Origin of the sequence: Streptomyces sp. NPDC091280, assembly GCF_044768565.1 — a bacterium.
GTDB lineage: Bacteria > Actinomycetota > Actinomycetes > Streptomycetales > Streptomycetaceae > Streptomyces.
On record NZ_JBIVUZ010000009.1, the window covers coordinates 260,667 to 278,227 of the forward strand.

A 17,561-nucleotide genomic window follows, 5' to 3' on the forward strand; every position below is an offset into this window, starting at 1 on the left:
GGGGTTCACCGCTTACATCGGGGTGACGTACGCCCCCGCGATGCCGCCGTCGACCAGGAAGTCGGCGGCGTTGACGAACGAGGAGTCGTCGCTCGCCAGGAACGCGACGGCGGCGGCGATCTCGGTCGCCTCGGCGAAGCGGCCGACCGGGATGTGGACCAGGCGGCGCGCGGCCCGCTCGGGATCCTTGGCGAACAGCTCTTGCAGCAGCGGGGTGTTGACCGGCCCGGGGCACAGCGCGTTGACGCGGATGCCCTCGCGGGCGAACTGGACGCCCAGTTCACGGGACATGGCCAGCACCCCGCCCTTGGAGGCGGTGTAGGAGATCTGGGAGGTCGCCGCGCCCATCCTGGCCACGAAGGACGCCGTGTTGATGATGGAACCCCGGCCCTGGCGGCGCATGTAGGGGATCGCGGCCTTGCAACACAGGTACACGGAGGTCAGGTTGACGTCCTGGACGCGCTTCCAGGCCTCCAGGCCGGTGTCGAGGATGGAGTCGTCGTCGGGCGGTGAGATGCCCGCGTTGTTGAAGGCGATGTCGACGCTGCCGTAGGTGTCGAAGGCGGCCTTGAAGAGCGCCTCGACCTGCTCGGGGTCGGTGACGTCGACCTTGACGAACAGCCCGCCGACCTCGTCGGCCGCCGCCTTGCCGTGGGTCTCGTCGATGTCGCCGCAGACGACGTTGGCCCCCTCGGAGGCGAGTCGGCGCGCGGTGGCGAGGCCGATGCCGCTGCCGGCTCCGGTGATGACGGCGGTACGGCCGACGAGACGACGGCAGACAATCTCTGAGGTCACTGTGCTGGGCCCTCCGTGCTGGTGGAGACGTCGCTGATGAAGACGTTCTTGGTTTCGGTGAAGGCGGTGAGCGCGTCCGGGCCGAGTTCGCGGCCGATCCCCGACTGCTTGAAGCCGCCGAAGGGGGTCCAATAGCGGACGCTGGAATGGGAGTTGACGGACAGGTTGCCCGCGCGGACGGCCCCCGAGACGCGCAGCGCGCGCCCGACGTCCCGGGTCCAGATGGAGCCGGAGAGGCCGTAGTCGGTGGCGTTGGCCAGCCGGATCGCGTCCGCCTCGTCCTCGAAGGGGAGGACCACGGCGACGGGGCCGAAGACCTCCTCGACGGCCACGCGGGCGTGCGGGTCGACTCCGGTGACGACGGTGGGCGGGAACCAGAAGCCGGGGCCCTCGGGCGCCGTGCCGCGGATGCCGGCCAGGTCGTCGGTGACGTACGAACGGACGCGCTCCAGCTGGACCTTGGAGATCAGCGGGCCCATGTCCGTCTTCTCGTCGGCCGGGTCGCCGACCGTGACACCCTCGATCGCGGGGGCCAGGAGGTCGAGGAACCGGTCGTACACGGAGCGTTGGACGAGGACGCGGGTGCGGGCGCAGCAGTCCTGGCCCGAGTTGTCGAGGAAGGACATGGGGGCGGCTGCCGCGGCGGCCTCGATGTCGGCGTCGGCGAAGACGATGTTGGGGCTCTTGCCGCCGAGTTCGAGGGTGACGCGCTTGAGGAGCGCCGAGCCCTTCGCCAACACCTGTTTGCCCACGCCCGTGGACCCCGTGAACACGATCTTCGCGACGCCCGGGTGCTCGACGAGCGCGGTGCCCGCGACCGGGCCGTGGCCGGGCAGTACTTGGAAGAGGTCCTCGGGAAGGCCTGCCTCCAGGGCGAGTTCGGCCAGCCGGAGGGCCGTCAGCGGGGTCGTCTCGGCCGGCTTGAGGATGACCGCGTTGCCCGCCGCGAGCGCGGGTGCGGTGCCCCAGGCTGCGATCGGCATGGGGAAGTTCCAGGGCGCGATCACGCCCACCACGCCCAGCGGTTCGAGGATCGTGATGTCCAGGCCGCCCGCGACCGGGATCTGCCGGCCGGTCAGCCGCTCGACTCCCCCGGCCGCGTAGTCGAGGAGATCGCGGACGTTGCCGGCCTCCCAGCGGGCGTTGCCGACCGTGTGCCCGGCCTCGCGGACCTCCAACTGGGCCAGTTCTTCGAGGTGTTCGTCGACGGCGGTGGCGAAGCGGCGCAGCAGCCGGGCCCGGTCGGCGGGCGGCAGCGCGGCCCACTTCGTCTGGGCCCGGGCGGCGCGTACGACGGCGGCGTCCACGTCGGCCGCGGTGGCGGCCGGGACGGTGGCGACGACCTCCTCGGTGGCGGGGTTCAGCACCTGGAGTTCAAGCTCGTGGGACAAGGAAAGACCTCTCACAGACGTTCGAAGGAGCGGCGCAGCTCCCAGTCGGTGACGGCGGCGTCGAAGGCTTCGAGTTCGACGCGGGCCATGTTGCGGTAGTGCGCGACGACCTCGTCGCCGAAGGCGGCCTTGGCGATCGGGCTGTTCTCCCACAGCTCGGCGGCCTCGCGGAGGTTGGTGGGGACGTGCGCGTACTCGGCGGTGTAGGCGTTGCCGACGCAGGCCTCCGGCAGTTCGAGCCGCTGCTCGATGCCGTACAGTCCGGCCGCGACCAGACCGGCCACCGCGAGATGGGGATTGACGTCCCCGCCGGGCAGCCGGTTCTCGAAGCGCATCGAGCGGCCGTGGCCGACGACCCGCAGGGCGCAGGTGCGGTTGTCGTAGCCCCAGGCGACGGCGGTCGGCGCGAAGGAGCCCGGCTGGAACCGCTTGTAGGAGTTGATGTTCGGGGCGTAGAGGAGCGAGAAGTCGCGGAGCGCGGCGAGTTGTCCGGCGAGGAAGTACCGCATGACCTGCGACATGCCGCCCTCGCCGTCCCCGGCCATGGCGTTGCCGCCCTCGCCGTCGCCGAGCGAGAGGTGGATGTGGCAGGAGTTGCCCTCGCGTTCGTTGTACTTCGCCATGAAGGTGAGCGAGACGCCCTCCTGGGAGGCGATCTCCTTGGCGCCGGTCTTGTAGACGGCGTGCTGGTCGCAGGTGACGAGGGCGTCGTCGTAGCGGAAGGCGATCTCGTGCTGGCCGGGGTTGCACTCGCCCTTGGCGGACTCGACGGTCAGCCCGGCGGCGGCCATCTCGTTGCGGATGCGGCGCAGCAGCGGCTCGATCCGGCCGGTCCCGAGGACCGAGTAGTCGATGTTGTACTGGTTGGCCGGGGTGAGGCCTCGGTAGTTGGCGTCCCAGGCCTGTTCGTAGGTGTCCTTGAACACGATGAACTCCAGCTCCGTACCGACCTGCGCGGTGAAACCGTGCTCGGCGAGGCGCTCCAGCTGGCGGCGCAGGATCTGGCGGGGTGCGGCGACCACCGGCGACCCGTCGTTCCAGGCGAGGTCGGCGATGAGCAGGGCGGTGCCGGCGTTCCAGGGCACACGGCGGAGGGTGGACAGGTCCGGGTGCATGGCGAAGTCGCCGTAACCGCGTTCCCAGGAGGACATCGCGTAGCCGTCGACGGTGTTCATGTCGGTGTCGACGGCGAGGAGGTAGTTGCAGCCCTCGGTGCCGTGCCGGAGGACGTCGTCGAGGAAGAAGCGGGCGGCGAACCGCTTGCCCTGGAGCCGGCCTTGCATATCGGGGAAGGCCAGGACGACAGTGTCGATCTCGCCACTGGCGACGAGGGCGTGCAGCTCCTCGACGCTCAGCGGGGGTGTGCGGTCTGCCACGGGAAAGCTCCTTCGGCTTCTGCGCGCTTTTTCCGGCCGAGCCGGAAGCCATAAGGTATTGCGGAGAACCATTGCTTGGGAAGGGGGTGCCGCCATATGTCGTTGGATGCGGAGGACGGCGTCGAGGACCGGTTGACCCCGGTGCTGCGGCCGGTGCGGGCGGGCAACGGCTTCGAAGAGGCACTGGAACAGATTCTGCAGGTCGTACGGCTCGGGCTGGTGCCGGGGGGCGAGCGGTTGCCGGCCGAGCGGGAGCTGGCCGAGCGGCTGGGGATCAGTCGGGTGACACTGCGCGAGGTTCTGAAGGTACTTCAGGACCAGGGGCTCGTGGAGTCGCGGCGCGGACGCTACGGCGGGACGTTCGTGCTGCCGAAGTCGGACGCGGGCGGCGAGGACGAGTTGCGCCGGCGGATCAGCGCGGTCGACATCGAGGACGTGCTGCGGTTCCGGGAGGTGCTGGAGGTCGGCGCGACGGGTCTGTGCGCGACGCACGGGCTCAGCGCCGAGCAGGGCGGGCGGCTGCGCGAGGCGCTCGCCCGCACGCACGACGCGCCGCTCGCCGACTACCGCCGCCTGGACACCCTGCTGCACCTGACCCTGGCCGAGCTGTGCGGTTCGCCGACGCTGACCGCGCAGTACGCGGCGGTCCGGGCCACGGTGAACGACCTCCTCGACTGCATCCCGCTGCTGGTCCGCAACCTGGAGCACTCGCAGCGGCAGCACATCGCGCTGGTGGAGGCGGTGCTCGACGGGGACGCGGACGGGGCGCGGGAGATGATGCGGGAGCACTGCGCCGGGACGGCGGCCCTGCTGCGGGGCTTCCTCGCGTGACGGGCGGGGTAGTTCAATGGTTCCCTACGAGTCCATTCACGTCGCTTCGCGGTCGGAGGAAAGCATGGCGGGCAGGCCGCTGATCGGCATCAGCACATATCTGGAGACCGGAGCGCGTTGGGGGAACTGGGAGCTGGAGGCCGCGCTGCTGCCGGCCGGCTACCCGCGCCTGGTCCAACAGGCGGGCGGTCTCGCGGCGATGCTGCCGCCGGACGCTCCCGAACAGGCGGCGGCGACGGTCGCCCGGCTCGACGGCCTGGTGATCGCGGGCGGCCCGGACGTCGAGCCGGTCCGCTACGGCGCGGAGCGCGACCCCCGCACCGGCTCGCCCGACCTCGCCCGCGACGCCTGGGAACTCGCCCTGATCGAGGCAGCGTTGACGGCGGGCATCCCGCTGCTGGGCATCTGCCGGGGCTTGCAGCTGCTGAACGTCGCCGTGGGCGGCACCCTCGTCCAGCACATCGACGGCCACGCGGAGACACCGGGAGTCTTCGGCCGGCACCCGGTCAAGCCGGTGCCGGGCACGCTCTACGCGTCGGCGGTGCCGGAGGAGACGTCCGTGCCGACGTTCCACCACCAGGCCGTCGACCGGCTGGGCGCGGGCCTGGTGGTCTCGGCCTGGGCCGCGGACGGCACCGTGGAGGCCGTCGAACTCCCCTCCGCCGACTGGGTGTTGGGCGTGCAGTGGCATCCGGAGATGGGCGAGGACTTGCGCGTGATGCGGTCCCTGGTGGCGGCGGCCACGACCACCGCTACCGTGCCGGCTCCCACCGCGCCCTGAGCCAGTCGAGGGCCGCGTCGCCCTGCGCCCGCTGGAAGGCGCGCAGGGTGGGCAGGCCCGGCGGCGGGGGCCGCAGCGAGTGCTCGACGAAGAAGGCGGCGAGGCCCGCCAGGGTGGCGGTGACACCGGACGGGTCCGCGCCCTCGGCGAGCGGGTGCCGGGTGAACAACTCCTCGGGATCCGGGCCGCCTTGGGCCCGCACGCACGGCAGCATGACCAGCAGGTCGAACCAGGGGGCGGCCCGGACGGCGTGCGGCCAGTCGACGAAGGCGACCCCGCCGCCGTCCCTGAGCAGCATGTTGTCCGCGCGCAGATCGGCGTGCGCGAGGGTGTCCCCGGACGCGAACTCGGCCCAGGGGGCGGCGAGTCGGGCCAGTTCCGGGAGATGTTCCGCCGTCCAGGGGTCGAGCCGTCCCACGGCCTCGCCCGCCGCCCCGTCGAGGAGCCGCTGCCAGCCGTCGAAGGCGTCGGCCAGGCTCTCGGCCACGGTCGGCGCGGCCACGGGAGACGGGGTGAGAGCACGCCCCAGCTCCGCCACGGCATGCAGCACCCGCTCCAACTCGGCCGCCCGCCAAGGGACATGGGGCTGTCGTCCGACGACCTCCTCGAAGACCAGCACGACCCAGGTCCCGTCGTCGTGCACACCGAGGAGGCGGGGAGCGGGAACCCGGGGCGGCAGAGCGGCGGCATGGCGGGCCTCCGCGCGGTGCAGGTCCGGGCTGTGCGGGTTGGTCTCGGCGCTGACCGCCTTCACGAAGGCCCGGGTCCCGCCGACCGTCCGCACCCGGGCGGCGGTCCCCGGGGAGAATCCGCCGTCCTGGGTGACCGCATGCGCCACGGGCGAGCCGAGCAACCGCGCGACGGCGTCGTGCACATGGGCGGGGAGGGCTTCCCAGGGGGTGCGGACGCCGGTGGCGGGCGGAGCGGTGGGAGGAGACATGATGGCCATGGTGCGGGAGCGTCGCGGGCGGGTGCCATGGGTTTTCGCGCCCGGCCAGGGGGCTCCGGGCCGGGCCCGAGCGTCAGCCTCGGGTCAGGGACAGCAGGTCGCGCGCCGGGCCCGTCGGTCTGTGGCCGGTGGGCCAGACCGCCTTCAGGTCCCGGGCCAGGGTGACTCCCTCCACCGGGATGCGGACCAGGCGGCGCGTCGCCAGTTCCTCGCCGACCGCCAGTTCGCTCAGGACGGCCGGGCCCGCCCCGCTCACCGCCGACGCCTTGACCGCCGTGGTGGAGGACAGCTCGATCAGGGGGCGGGCCAGGCCGCCGAGGGCCGCGTCCAGGACCTGCCGGGTGCCCGAGCCCTTCTCCCGCAGGATCAGCGGGGTGGCCGCCAACTCCGTTGCCGGGACCGGGCGTCGGCGGCGGGCCCAGGGGTGGGTGGGGGCCGTGACGACGATCAGGTGGTCGTGGGCGATCACCGCGGAGTCCAGACCGGGCGGCACCGACAGGCCCTCCACGAAGCCCAGGTCCGCCTCGTCGGCCAGCAGGCGTTCGGCGACCGTCGTCGAGTTGCCGGCCAGCAACGACACCGCCGTGTCGGGGCGCCCGGAGCGCAGCGCCAGGAGCCATCCCGGAAGCAGGTACTCCGCGATCGTCATGCTCGCGGCGACCCGGAGCCGCGAGTCGCGCCGGTGCCGCAGCGCCTGGGCTCCCGCGTCGAACGCCGCCGCGGCCTCGACGACCCGCCGCGCCCAGTCCGTGACGAGGGCGCCCGCGTCGGTGAGCCGTGAGCCGCGCGGGGAGCGGTCGACCAGGGCCACGCCCAGCTGCCGTTCCATGGAGCGGATCCGGCTGCTGGCCGCCGGCTGGGTGATGCCGAGTTCGCGGGCCGCGCCGCCGAGGCTGCCGAGCCGGGCCACCGCCAGCAGCAGTTCCAGCGCGCCCAGATCCGGCACCCGGTGCGCTATCGACCCTTCCGGCCCGCCGTCCGTCCCGCCCTCGCTCATCGATCCACCTCGCTCATAAATCCAGTTTATGTCCCCATAGACAGATCCTCCCTGGTCGGCCGTCTCAGCCGGCGAGACGCTGGACGCATGGTCACCGCAGTTCGTCACCTCGGACCCAACTGGTACGCGTCCGTCATGGGCACCGCCATCGTCGCCACGGCCGGTGCCGGGCTCCCCGGCCACCTCCCGGGACTGCGCACGGCCTGCACCGCCGTGTGGGCCCTCTCCCTCGTGCTCCTGCTGACCCTGCTCACCGCCCGCGCCCTGCACTGGACCCACCACCGCGACCAGGCCCGCGCCCAGCTGCGGGACCCGGCGACGGTCCCGTTCTACGGCTGTCTCGCGATGGCCCTGCTGGCGGTGGGCGGCGGCGCGCTGGTCGTGGGGCGGGACTGGATCGGGCTGCGGGCGGCGGTCGTGCTCGACGCCGTGCTGTTCGGCGCCGGAACGGTCGTAGGACTGGTGGCCGCCGTGGCCGTCCCGTACCTGATGGCCGTACGGCATCGCGTGCACCCCTCGGAGGCGACCCCGGTGTGGCTGCTGCCCGTCGTGGCGCCCATGGTGTCCGCCGCGCTCGGGCCGCTCCTCGTGCCCCATCTGCCGCCCGGGCAGCCCCGGGAGACGCTCCTCCTCGCGTGCTTCGCGATGTTCGGGCTGAGTCTGCTCGCCACACTCCTGATGCTGCCGCTGGTCTTCGCCCGGCTCGTCACCGGCGGACCGCTGCCCCTCGCGCTCACCCCGACGCTGTTCCTGGTGCTGGGCCCGCTGGGTCAGTCCACCACCGCCGTAGGCAAGTTCGCGGACTTCGCCCCCGGTGTCGTACCGCCCGCCACCGCCCACGCCTTCGGCCTCCTCGCCGTCCTCTACGGCGTCCCCGTCATGGGCTTCGCACTGCTCTGGTCCGCCCTCGCCACCGCGCATGTCGTCCACGCCCGGCGCCGGGGCATGGGTTTCGCGATGACCTGGTGGGCGTTCACCTTCCCGGTCGGCACCTGCGTCACCGGCGCCGAGTCCCTGTCCCGGCACACCGGCCTCGCCGTCTACGACGGACTCGCGTTCGTCCTCTACGGCGTGCTCGTCGCCGCCTGGGCCACCGCCTCCGTGCACACGGCCCGGGGTGTGGTCAGCGGCGCGCTGCTCGCAGGGCCTCGCCCAGCACCCTCGGCGCTTGTGCCAGTGACGGCCCGTACCACGTCAGGTGCCGACCGCTGACGAGCGCGCAGGGCAGCCCGGGGAAGGCCTCGGGGCCGTCGTCGGCCGTGAAGCGGTAGGGCTCGTCCGGGAGGACCACCAAGTCCCTTGCTCTCGACCGCAGTTCGGCGATCGGGGCGCGCGGGTAGCGCTCGGTGTGCGTCGCGTACGCGTGGTCGACGCCCAGCCGGGAGAGCACGTCGCCCGCGAAGGTGTCCCGGCCGAGCACCATCCAGGGGCGGCGCCAGACGGGCACGACGGCGGTCGACCGGGCCTCGGGGGACGGGAGTTCGTCCCAGGCCCGCTCGGCCCCGGCCAGCCAGCGCGGCCGTGCGGGCGCTCCGCACGCGCGCAGGACCCGGTCCAGTTCGCGAAACGCCTGCGGGACGTCCCGCACTTCGGTGACCAGGACCTCGACTCCCGCCTCCCGCAAGGCCGTCAGGTCCGGCTCGCGGTTCTCCTCCTCGTTGGCGACCACCAGGTCGGGCGCGAGCGCGAGGATCGGGTCGAGTTTCGGGTTCTTGGTGCCGCCGACGCGGGTGACGTCCAGGTCTGCGGGATGGCTGCACCAGTCGGTCGCGCCGACCAGAACTCCCGGCAGCGACACGGCGATCGCCTCCGTCAGGGACGGTACGAGCGAGACGACGCGCATCAGCGCGGGCGGTCCTGGACCGCCTCGATGTGCTCGGCCACCGCGACCACGACGACCCGGGTGTCGGGCACGGTCGCGCGCCAGCGGTGCCGTACCCCGCCGGTCAGGTACATCGTGTCGCCGCGCACCAGCCGGTACGCGCGCCCCTCCGCCTCGACCTCGACGGCGCCGTCCGCGACGTACATCAACTCGTCGTTGCGGTGCTGGAATTCGCGTCCCGCGTCATGGTCACCGGTGAACTCCGAGGCGTGCAGCTGGTGATGACCCCGTACCAGCGAACGCATCCGGGGCGCCGCCGACTCGGGCTCCTCGGCGCGTACGACGTCCACGCTGCACGCGGGATCGGCGGCGGCGAGGAGTTCGACGGCCGTGGTGCGCAGGGCGTCGGCGACCTTCTCCAGGGAACTGCGGCTGGGGCGCGCCCGGTCGTTCTCGACCTGGCTCAGGAAGGGCACCGACAGGCCGCTGCGCTCGGCCACGACGGCGAGCGTCAGGTCCAGCGCGCGGCGCCGCCGCCGTACGGCCGCACCCACCCGAAGGGGCTGTTCTTTGTGGTCGCCCATCGCTCCGGCTCCCTCCTTCGCTCGTCGGCCCGCGGCCGGATCTGAAACCACCTCTGATGAGTTCTCTGCACCCTACGCATGTTCGGCAAACCGTTTCATGCGCCTGTCACATCCACGTCACACAGTGTGCGATCGGACCTCACTGTTCTGGCCAGTGCGCGAGGGCCCGTAGGCCCTCGATCGGCGTCGGACTTCGTCCCTACTCTTCAATGCGCGTGCGGTCGCCTGTGTTCCCGGTCACTTCCCGGGCCCGATCCGGGGGGCTTCGTAGCGCTGTGTGGTTGGCCGGATCCTTTTCGTACCGGGACAGCACGAAAGGCGGGCTTCGCCGCACGAAGGGGGGAACGTGCGGCGAAGCCCGCTTCCGGAGCGGCGGCCGTGACGGTCAGGTCATCCGGCCTCCCGGCTCTTCTGGTTCTTCGCGACCGGCGCCCACTGGTCGACCAGGCCCGGGTGCCGCTTCAGCCAGGTGCGGACGGCGGACTGCTCCTGGCCCTTGCCGGACTTCTGGATCTGCGCCTCCAGACCGGTGAGCTGCGGCTCGGTCATCCGGAAGTCCTTCAGCCACGTGCCGACGTCGGGGTTGTCGGCGGCGAAGCCCTGGCGGGAGACGGTGTGCACGCCGTCGCCCTTGCCCCAGGCGCCCTTGGGATCCTTGAGCTTCTTCAGCCCGTAGTCGCTGTACGCCCAGTGCGGCGACCAGAGCGTGACGACGATCGGCTGCTTCTTGGCGTACGCCCGCTTCAGCTCGGCCAGCATCGCCGGGGTGGAACCGTCGACGACGTCGTAGCCCTGAAGGCCGTACTCCTTGAGGACCTTGGACTTGAGGAGGCCCATCATTCCGGCGCTCGGTTCGATGCCGGTGATCCTGCCTCCGAACTCCGAGGCGTGGGTCTTGAGGTCTGCGAGGCTGTCGACGTCCTTCACGTACGACGGGACGGTCAGCTCCAGGGACGTGGCGGCGTACCAGCTGCCGAGGTCGTCGAGTTGCTTGCCGTACTTCTTCCAGTACTCGGCGTGCGTGGTGGGCAGCCAGGCGTCGGTCTGGAAGTCGATCTGGCCGGTGGCGAGGCCGGTGTAGAGGGGGCCGGCCGCGTACTGGGTGGTCGTCACCTTGTAGCCGCGCTCCTCCAGGATCTCCTTCCAGAGGAAGGTGGAGGCGATGCCCTCGTCCCAGGGGATGTAGCCGATGGTGATGTTCTTGCCCTTGCCGACGTCGGTGGCGGAGGTCGTCTTCGGGGCGGAGGAGGGGCCGAAGACGCCCAGCCCGCCGGCCACCAGGGCGAGGACGACCACACCGGTCACGGCGAACGCCGGGCGGGGGCGGTGGTTCCAGGGCTTGGCGCTCTCCGTCGCGCGGGCCTTGGCGGCGGCCCTGCGGCCGAGCGGGGAGATCTGGGTGCCGAGCGCGCCGGTCATCCGGTCCAGGTAGATGGCGAGGACGACGATGCCGACGCCCGCCTCGAAGCCGAAACCGATGTCGAGCTGGCCGATGGCCTCGTTGACCGCGCCGCCGAGGCCGCCGGTGCCGACCATGCCGGCGATGACGACCATCGACAGGCCCAGCATGATGACCTGGTTGACGCCCGCCATGATCGTCGGGAGCGCCAGGGGCAGCTGGACGCGCAGCAGGGTGTCGCGCGGCGAGGTGCCGAACGCCTCGGCGGCCTCGACGAGTTCGGCGTCGACCTGCCGGATGCCCAGCTCGGTCATGCGGACGCCGGGGGCGAGCGCGAAGATCAGGGTGGCGACGACGCCCGCGGAGGTGCCGAGCCCGAAGAAGAGGATCGCCGGGATCAGCAGCACCATCGACGGCATCGTCTGGAGCAGGTCGAGAGCGGGCCGCAGGACGGCGCTGACGGTCGCCGAGCGGGCCGCCCAGATGCCCAGCGGGATCGAGATCACCAGGGCGATGACGGTCGCCACCAGCACCAGGGCCAGCGTAGACATGGACCGGTCCCACAGGTCGAGCGAGTCGATCAGCAGGAACCCGGCGAAGGCCAGCACGCCCGCGACCAGCCCACGCAGCCACCAGGCGAGCACCGCGAGGATGCCCGCGAGCAGCAGCGGTTCGGGCGCGGTGAGCACCGCGTTCACACCGTCGTACATCCCCTCGACGACGGTCTTGACCGCGTCGAAGAGCCAGGACATGTGGGCGACGAGCCAGTCGACCCCGGAGTCGGCCCAGTCACCGAGCGGAAGCCTGGGCACAGGCGGTCACCTCCTCCGGCTCAGTGGTCAGGTCCCCGCCGAGAAACGCGACCAGCCGCTCCTGCGGTACGACTCCCACGACGTCGTCGGTCCCGTCGAGCACCGCGACCGGGTGGGTCAGGTGGGCGCTGAGGGCGCACAGGTCGGCGAAGGAGGTGTCCGGCGTGGCGGTCCCGCAGGCGCAGTCGGCCTCGTGGCCGTCGACGCGGGTGTCCATCACGGCGGAGGCGGTGAGCACCCGGGAACGGTCGACGTCCTGGATGAAGGAGGCGACGTAGTCGTCGGCGGGGCGCAGCAGGATGTCCTCGGCGGTGCCGGTCTGCACGACGCGGCCGTCGCGCATGACGGCGATGCGGTCGCCCAGGCGCATGGCCTCGTTGAGGTCGTGGGTGATGAAGACGATCGTCTTCTTCAACGACTTCTGGAGTTCGAGGAGTTGGTCCTGCATGTCGCGGCGGATCAGCGGGTCGAGCGCGCTGAAGGACTCGTCCATCAGGAGCAGGTCGGCGTCGGTGGCCAACGCCCGGGCCAGGCCCACGCGTTGCTGCATGCCGCCGGACAGCTCGTCGGGCCAGGAGTCCTCCCAGCCGGCCAGGCCGCACAGGGCGAGCGCCTCGCCGGCGCGGGCCTCGCGCTCGGCGCGGGGCACGCCCTGCACTTCCAGGCCGTAGGCGGCGTTCTCGCGGACGCTGCGGTGCGGGAAGAGCGCGAAGTGCTGGAAGACCATGCTGATCTTGTGGGCGCGGACCTCGCGCAGTTCGCGGTCGCCGAGCGCGGTGAGGTCCTGGCCGTCGAAGAGGACACGGCCCGCGGTGGGCTCCAGGAGTCCGTTGAGCATGCGCAGGAGGGTGGACTTGCCGGAGCCGGACAGGCCCATGACGACGAAGATCTGGCCCGGTGCGACGGAGAAGGAGGCGTCGATCACGGCCGCGGTGGTGCCTTCGGCGCGCAGTTCCTCCCGGTCGGCTCCGGCCCGGAGCCGTTCGACTGCCTGGTCGGGTCGTCTGCCGAACACCTTGTGCAGGTGTTCGGCTTCTAGCCTGGCTGACACGCGTACCTCTCGTTCGGGGGCAGGACGGGGAGCCGACGGCGGTACCGGTGCCGCCGGGGCCGGGCCGTCAACTTCGGTCCTCGGGCCGTCGACGGTTGAACAGGCAACCGACATCGCTCCGAGGCCGCGCCTGCCCGGGGTTCCCGGACGCAAACGCGGGAGTGGTTCAGGTCACGGTCCGCGCGGTGCGGCATGATGCGTGACGTGACCGGACGACTGATGCTTCTCGACACCGCCTCGCTCTACTTCCGCGCCTACTTCGGCGTCCCGGAGTCCGTGAAGGCCCCGGACGGAACGCCGGTGAACGCCGTGCGCGGGCTGCTCGAATTCATCGACCGGCTGGTCAAGGACCACCGCCCCGACCAGCTGGTGGCGTGCATGGACGCGGACTGGCGGCCCCAGTGGCGGGTCGACCTGATCCCCACCTACAAGGCGCACCGCGTCGCCGAGGTCCGCGAGAGCGGCCCGGACGCGGAGGAGGTGCCGGACACGCTCTCCCCGCAGGTCCCGATCATCGAGGCCGTCCTCGACGCGGTCGGCATCGCGCGCGTGGGCGTCGAGCCGTACGAGGCGGACGACGTGATCGGCACGTTCACGGCACTGGCCAAGGGTCCGGTGGACATCGTCACCGGCGACCGCGACCTGTACCAGCTCGTCGACGACGCGCGCGGCGTCCGCGTCCTGTACCCCATCAAGGGCGTCGGCCAACTCCAGGTCACCGACGAGGCGTTGCTGCGCGAGAAGTACGGCGTGGACGGCCGGGGCTACGCGGAGCTGGCGCTGCTGCGCGGCGACCCCAGCGACGGCCTGCCGGGCGTGCCGGGGATCGGCGAGAAGACGGCGGCCAAGCTCCTGGCCGAGTTCGGTGACGTGCCCGGGATCATGGCGGCGATCGACGACCCCAAGTCGAAGCTGACCCCTTCGCAGCGCAAACGCCTCGACGAGTCGCGGCCCTATGTGGCGGTCGCGCCCAAGGTCGTACGGGTCGCGGACGACGTGCCGCTGCCCGATGTAGACCCCGCTCTGCCGCGGGCCCCGCGCGATCCCGAGCTGGTGGGCGCACTGGCGGAACGCTGGGGGCTGGGCGGATCATTGGAGCGACTGCTGACCACGCTGGGCGCGTAAGCATTGTTCTTGCCCTTGCTTCCTTGCCTTTCACAGAGAATGTAGTGCTAACTTAGGTAAGCCTAAGCATGGGAATTCGGGAGGCCGTCATGGCAGAACGTCCGGCACGGAAGCCGCGTAAACCCCACTCAGCGCAGGTTGTCCGCACCGAACGACTGACCCCCCACATGCAGCGTGTGGTGCTCGGTGGCGAGGGTCTGGCCGAGTTCTCGGCGGACACCTGCACCGACCATTATGTGAAGCTGCTCTTTCCGGCCGGGGGCGCCAGCTACCCCGAGCCCTTCGACATGGAGCGCGTCCGCGCCGAGTTCCCGCGCGAGCAGTGGCCGGTGACCCGCACGTACACCGTGCGTGCCTGGGACCCCGAGCACCGCGAACTCACCCTTGACTTCGTGATCCACGGCGACGAGGGCCTCGCCGGTCCCTGGGCCTGCCGTGTCCAGCCGGGCGAGTCCGTCCTCTTCATGGGCCCCGGTGGCGCCTACGCCCCCGACACAGCTGCCGACTGGCATCTGCTCGCCGGGGACGAGAGCGCGCTGCCCGCCATCGCCCGCGCGCTGGAGTCGCTGCCCGAGGGCGTCACGGCGCACGCCTTCGTGGAGGTCGCCGGGCCCGAGGAGGAGCAGAAGATCGACTCGGACATCGAGGTCGTCTGGCTGCACCGCGGGGACCGTCCGGTCGGCGAGGCGCTCGTCGAGGCGGTACGGGCCCTGGAGTTCCCCGAGGGCCGTGTGCACGCGTTCGTGCACGGCGAGGCCGCCTTCGTGAAGGACCTGCGGGCACTGCTGCGGGTCGAGTCGGCGATCCCTCGCGAGGATCTGTCGATCTCCGGCTACTGGCGGCTCGGGCACAACGAGGACGGCTGGCAGGCGTCCAAGCGGGAGTGGAACGCGCGGATCGAGGTCGAGCAGGAGGGCGGCGCGGGGGCCACGGCCGCCGCGTAGCACCCCACGCGATTCCCCGAAGGGGGCGGCGCTTCTCGTGGCACCGCCCCTTCGTCAGCCCGTCGGTCGTTCACACCGACCGCTGATACGACCTGAACGTGCGGATGGACAGCCACACCGCCACCACCGCGAGCCCCAGCAGCGCACCGCCCCGGCTGAGCACGTCTCCCCAGTCGGGATGCTCGGACATCGCCGAACGGCTCGCCACCATCGCCCAGTTGAGCGGGTTGAAGTCGGCTATGTGCCGCATCCAGCCGGGCATCTGCGCGGGCGCCATGAAGGCGCTGGACAGGAAGGTCAGCGGCAGCAGCAGGAAGGTGTTGATGCCGATGATCGACTCCCGCTCCCGCACCAGCATGCCCAGTGCGTTGGAGAGCGCCCCGAACACCGTGCCGAGCAGCACCGAGGCGACGACCAGGATCACGATGCCGCCGACCCCGCCCGGGTAGTCGGCGCCGCCGAGCGCTCCCAGCAGCACGATGACGACCGACTGGAGCGCGGTGACCAGTCCGTTGTTGACGACGTTGCCGTTCATCAGCGCGGCCCGGCTGACCGGGGTGGTCAGGAACCGGTTGAGGGTGCCGCGCTGGATCTCCTCCAACGTGCCCATGCCCGCCCACATGTTGGAGCTGAGCGCGCTCATCACGACCACGCCGGGGACGAGGTAGTCCAGGTACGAGGTGGTGCCGAAGCCGCCGAGTTCGACGACCTTCTTGAAGAGGTTGCCGAAGAGGAAGAGCCAGATCACCGGCTGGATGAGGGTGATGACCGCGAAGGCGGGCTGCCGCGCGAACACCATGAGTTGACGCTGCGTCATGTACCAGGTCTGGGAGACGGCGCTGCTCATCGCACACCTCCGGCGACCGCGAGCTGCTCGGTGCTGTCCGTGTCGGCCTCGGAGTAACGGCGGCCCGCGTAGCGGAGATAGACGTCGTCGAGCGAGGGACGGGCGACGGTCGCGGCGGCGACCGCGACACCGACCCGCTCGAACGCCGCCAGCATGACGGGCATCGCGGCTGCCCCGTCGTCCGCTCGGGCGCTGACCCGGCGTCCGTCGACCAGCACCTCGTGCACGCCGGGCAGTCCGACGAGGGCGCTCCTGAGCAGGGTGCGACCGGCGTCGCCGACCGCTTCGCGCAGCTCCAAATGGACGGCGTCGCCCCGGAGTTCACCCTTGAGGGAGTCGGGGGTGCCCTCCACGACGACCCGGCCGCGGTCGACGATCGCGATGCGCTCGGCGAGCCGGTCGGCCTCTTCGAGGTAGTGCGTGGTGAGCAGGATGGTCAGCCCCTCCTCCCCCGCGAGCCGGCCGATCTCGTCCCACATCGCGGTGCGGGCCTCCGGGTCGAGGCCGGTGGTGGGCTCGTCCAGGAACAGCACCTCCGGCCGGTGCACCAGGCCGAGCGCCACGTCCAGGCGGCGGCGCATTCCGCCGGAGTAGCCCTTCACCGGGCGCCCGGCGGCGTCGGCGAGGGTGAAGCGGTCGAGGAGTTCGTCCACCCGCTCGGTGAGCGCGGCGCCCCTCAAGCCGTAGAGCCTGCCTTGGAGTCGGAGGTTCTCGCGGCCGGTCGCGGTGGGGTCGGCGCCCGAGTTCTGGGCGACCACGCCGATCGCGCGGCGCACCCGGTCCGGGTGGCGCAGCACGTCGTGGCCGGCGACGGTCGCCGTGCCGGAGTCGGGCCGGGCCAGGGTGGTGAGGATCTTGACGGTGGTGGACTTCCCGGCGCCGTTGGGCCCCAGGAGGCCGAAGACGGTGCCGGGTTCCACGGTGACGTCCATGCCGTTGAGGGCGGTGACGTCCCGGGGATAGGTCTTGATCAGCTGGTGTGCCGCTACTGCGGGCGCACGGGTACTGCCCATGACAGCTCTCCATCGGTGAAGTGGGCGGATGTGCGTGAGCACGACCGATCCGCGTGAAGAGCGCCGGGCTATCCTGGGTGTGCCGCACCTCGATGGCCTGGCTTCGCCGCACGGCGGGGTCGGTCCGGGGTTCGTGACCCCGGCGGGGCTGCTGCAACAGCCCGGTCGGGGTCAGTCTCGTCTAGCTGAACTCGGCCGGCATCTCCCCCGTTTCGTGGAAGTGGCGCCAGCCTTCGACGCCGGGCATCGAGCCCTTCCTGAGCTCCTCCAGGAAGCCGCGGACCCATTCGGCCTGCGCCTCGATCATGTGCAGCTGGTACTCGACCTCGACCAGGAAGAGCCGGGGCACCGACTCGTAGAGCTTCTCCAGCGCTCCGCGCTCGCCGGCCGCCTGCACCTCCAGGTTCTTCACCCGCTCCTCCAGCAGCGTCGCCGCCTCGTCGGGGTGCAGGGCGCCGAGCAGGGAGAGGGCCGTCTCGAAGATGGGGAACTCCTTGACCGGGCGGGCCAGCAGCTCCGAGAGCCACTCGGTCATCTCCTGGCGTCCGGCGTCGGTCAGGCCGTAGACCGTGCGCTCGGGGCGGTTTCCCTCGCGCTCTATGTCGGCGACCTCGACGAAGCCGTGTTTCTCCAGGCTCTGTACGACGGTGTAGAGCGAGCCGTAGTTGATCTTCGTGCTGGTGTCCTTGCCCTGGCGGCGCAGGGTCTGGGCGATCTCGTACGGATGCATGGGGCCCTGGCAGAGGGTCACCAGCACGGCGAGTGCCAGCGGATTGCCGAGCTTGCGGCGCTTCGCGGCCACCGGACCACCACCTCCCACCCACACCTCGCATCGGAATATTCG

17 protein-coding genes are annotated in these 17,561 nt (G+C 71.5%); 5 read left to right on the forward strand and 12 right to left on the reverse strand.

Annotated features, from left to right (window positions below; all coding sequences use genetic code 11):
- Nucleotides 1-12 precede the first annotated feature (12 nt).
- The 3 genes from ACIQPR_RS27400 to ACIQPR_RS27410 are packed head-to-tail and all read right to left on the reverse strand — an operon-like array spanning nt 13 to nt 3,562.
- On the reverse strand, nt 13-795 hold the full coding sequence (locus ACIQPR_RS27400) for a 3-oxoacyl-ACP reductase (RefSeq protein ID WP_262058488.1): 783 nt from the start codon (nt 793-795) through the stop codon (nt 13-15).
- Nucleotides 792-2,186, reverse strand: a complete 1,395-nt coding sequence (locus ACIQPR_RS27405) for an aldehyde dehydrogenase family protein (RefSeq protein WP_403653323.1) — start codon at nt 2,184-2,186, stop codon at nt 792-794. Before ACIQPR_RS27405 ends, ACIQPR_RS27400 begins: the two co-directional genes overlap by 4 nt.
- A gap of 11 nt (nt 2,187-2,197) precedes the next feature.
- Nucleotides 2,198-3,562: a glutamine synthetase family protein gene (locus tag ACIQPR_RS27410; protein ID WP_403653326.1), complete on the reverse strand. Its 1,365-nt coding sequence runs from the start codon at nt 3,560-3,562 to the stop codon at nt 2,198-2,200.
- 96 nt (nt 3,563-3,658) lie between these two features.
- Here ACIQPR_RS27410 and ACIQPR_RS27415 point away from each other — a divergent pair, with 96 nt between their 5' ends.
- Together ACIQPR_RS27415 and ACIQPR_RS27420 are read left to right on the forward strand one after the other, a co-directional pair.
- Nucleotides 3,659-4,393, forward strand: a complete 735-nt coding sequence (locus tag ACIQPR_RS27415; RefSeq protein ID WP_403653329.1) for a FadR/GntR family transcriptional regulator — start codon at nt 3,659-3,661, stop codon at nt 4,391-4,393.
- A gap of 64 nt (nt 4,394-4,457) precedes the next feature.
- Complete coding sequence (locus tag ACIQPR_RS27420; RefSeq protein WP_403653332.1) at nt 4,458-5,174, forward strand: gamma-glutamyl-gamma-aminobutyrate hydrolase family protein; 717 nt, start codon at nt 4,458-4,460, stop codon at nt 5,172-5,174.
- Here ACIQPR_RS27420 and ACIQPR_RS27425 read toward each other — a convergent pair.
- Both ACIQPR_RS27425 and ACIQPR_RS27430 read right to left on the reverse strand, forming a co-directional pair.
- The gene (locus ACIQPR_RS27425) at nt 5,146-6,114 is read right to left on the reverse strand and encodes a phosphotransferase (RefSeq protein ID WP_403653334.1); all 969 of its coding nucleotides are present in this window, start codon (nt 6,112-6,114) and stop codon (nt 5,146-5,148) included. The two genes, ACIQPR_RS27420 and ACIQPR_RS27425, sit on opposite strands and share 29 nt — an antisense overlap.
- A gap of 82 nt (nt 6,115-6,196) precedes the next feature.
- Nucleotides 6,197-7,120 carry a LysR family transcriptional regulator gene (locus ACIQPR_RS27430; RefSeq protein WP_403653337.1) on the reverse strand — a complete coding sequence of 308 codons (924 nt, stop codon included), beginning with the start codon at nt 7,118-7,120 and terminating at the stop codon, nt 6,197-6,199.
- 87 nt (nt 7,121-7,207) lie between these two features.
- Here ACIQPR_RS27430 and ACIQPR_RS27435 point away from each other — a divergent pair, with 87 nt between their 5' ends.
- Entirely contained in the window at nt 7,208-8,332 is a 1,125-nt protein-coding gene (locus tag ACIQPR_RS27435) for a TDT family transporter (protein ID WP_403653340.1), read from the forward strand.
- Here the strand turns inward: ACIQPR_RS27435 and ACIQPR_RS27440 are convergent.
- The 4 genes from ACIQPR_RS27440 to ACIQPR_RS27455 form a co-directional block, all read right to left on the reverse strand.
- On the reverse strand, nt 8,244-8,963 hold the full coding sequence (locus ACIQPR_RS27440) for a helical backbone metal receptor (RefSeq protein ID WP_403653343.1): 720 nt from the start codon (nt 8,961-8,963) through the stop codon (nt 8,244-8,246). The two genes, ACIQPR_RS27435 and ACIQPR_RS27440, sit on opposite strands and share 89 nt — an antisense overlap.
- Nucleotides 8,963-9,526 (reverse strand): helix-turn-helix domain-containing protein, encoded by a 564-nt coding sequence (locus tag ACIQPR_RS27445; protein ID WP_403653346.1) that lies wholly within the window; start codon nt 9,524-9,526, stop codon nt 8,963-8,965. The genes ACIQPR_RS27440 and ACIQPR_RS27445 overlap by 1 nt, the downstream gene beginning before the upstream one ends.
- Nucleotides 9,527-9,916: 390 nt before the next feature.
- Entirely contained in the window at nt 9,917-11,737 is a 1,821-nt protein-coding gene (locus ACIQPR_RS27450) for an ABC transporter permease/substrate binding protein (RefSeq protein WP_403653348.1), read from the reverse strand.
- The gene (locus ACIQPR_RS27455) at nt 11,715-12,788 is read right to left on the reverse strand and encodes a glycine betaine/L-proline ABC transporter ATP-binding protein (RefSeq protein WP_403653351.1); all 1,074 of its coding nucleotides are present in this window, start codon (nt 12,786-12,788) and stop codon (nt 11,715-11,717) included. The genes ACIQPR_RS27450 and ACIQPR_RS27455 overlap by 23 nt, the downstream gene beginning before the upstream one ends.
- Before the next feature lie 195 nt (nt 12,789-12,983).
- On the opposite strand from ACIQPR_RS27455, the gene ACIQPR_RS27460 reads away from it, so the two are divergent.
- Both ACIQPR_RS27460 and ACIQPR_RS27465 read left to right on the forward strand, forming a co-directional pair.
- Nucleotides 12,984-13,913 (forward strand): 5'-3' exonuclease H3TH domain-containing protein, encoded by a 930-nt coding sequence (locus tag ACIQPR_RS27460; RefSeq protein WP_403653950.1) that lies wholly within the window; start codon nt 12,984-12,986, stop codon nt 13,911-13,913.
- Nucleotides 13,914-14,002: 89 nt separating this feature from the next.
- Nucleotides 14,003-14,857: a siderophore-interacting protein gene (locus ACIQPR_RS27465; protein ID WP_403653354.1), complete on the forward strand. Its 855-nt coding sequence runs from the start codon at nt 14,003-14,005 to the stop codon at nt 14,855-14,857.
- Nucleotides 14,858-14,927: 70 nt separating this feature from the next.
- Here the strand turns inward: ACIQPR_RS27465 and ACIQPR_RS27470 are convergent, their stop codons facing one another.
- From ACIQPR_RS27470 to ACIQPR_RS27480, 3 genes are all read right to left on the reverse strand, one after another.
- Nucleotides 14,928-15,704 carry an ABC transporter permease gene (locus ACIQPR_RS27470; RefSeq protein ID WP_403653356.1) on the reverse strand — a complete coding sequence of 259 codons (777 nt, stop codon included), beginning with the start codon at nt 15,702-15,704 and terminating at the stop codon, nt 14,928-14,930.
- On the reverse strand, nt 15,701-16,717 hold the full coding sequence (locus ACIQPR_RS27475) for an ATP-binding cassette domain-containing protein (protein ID WP_403653359.1): 1,017 nt from the start codon (nt 16,715-16,717) through the stop codon (nt 15,701-15,703). The genes ACIQPR_RS27470 and ACIQPR_RS27475 overlap by 4 nt, the downstream gene beginning before the upstream one ends.
- A gap of 181 nt (nt 16,718-16,898) precedes the next feature.
- Nucleotides 16,899-17,519, reverse strand: coding sequence for a PadR family transcriptional regulator (locus ACIQPR_RS27480; protein ID WP_403653362.1), 621 nt, complete (start codon nt 17,517-17,519; stop codon nt 16,899-16,901).
- Between the last annotated feature and the right edge of the window lie 42 nt (nt 17,520-17,561).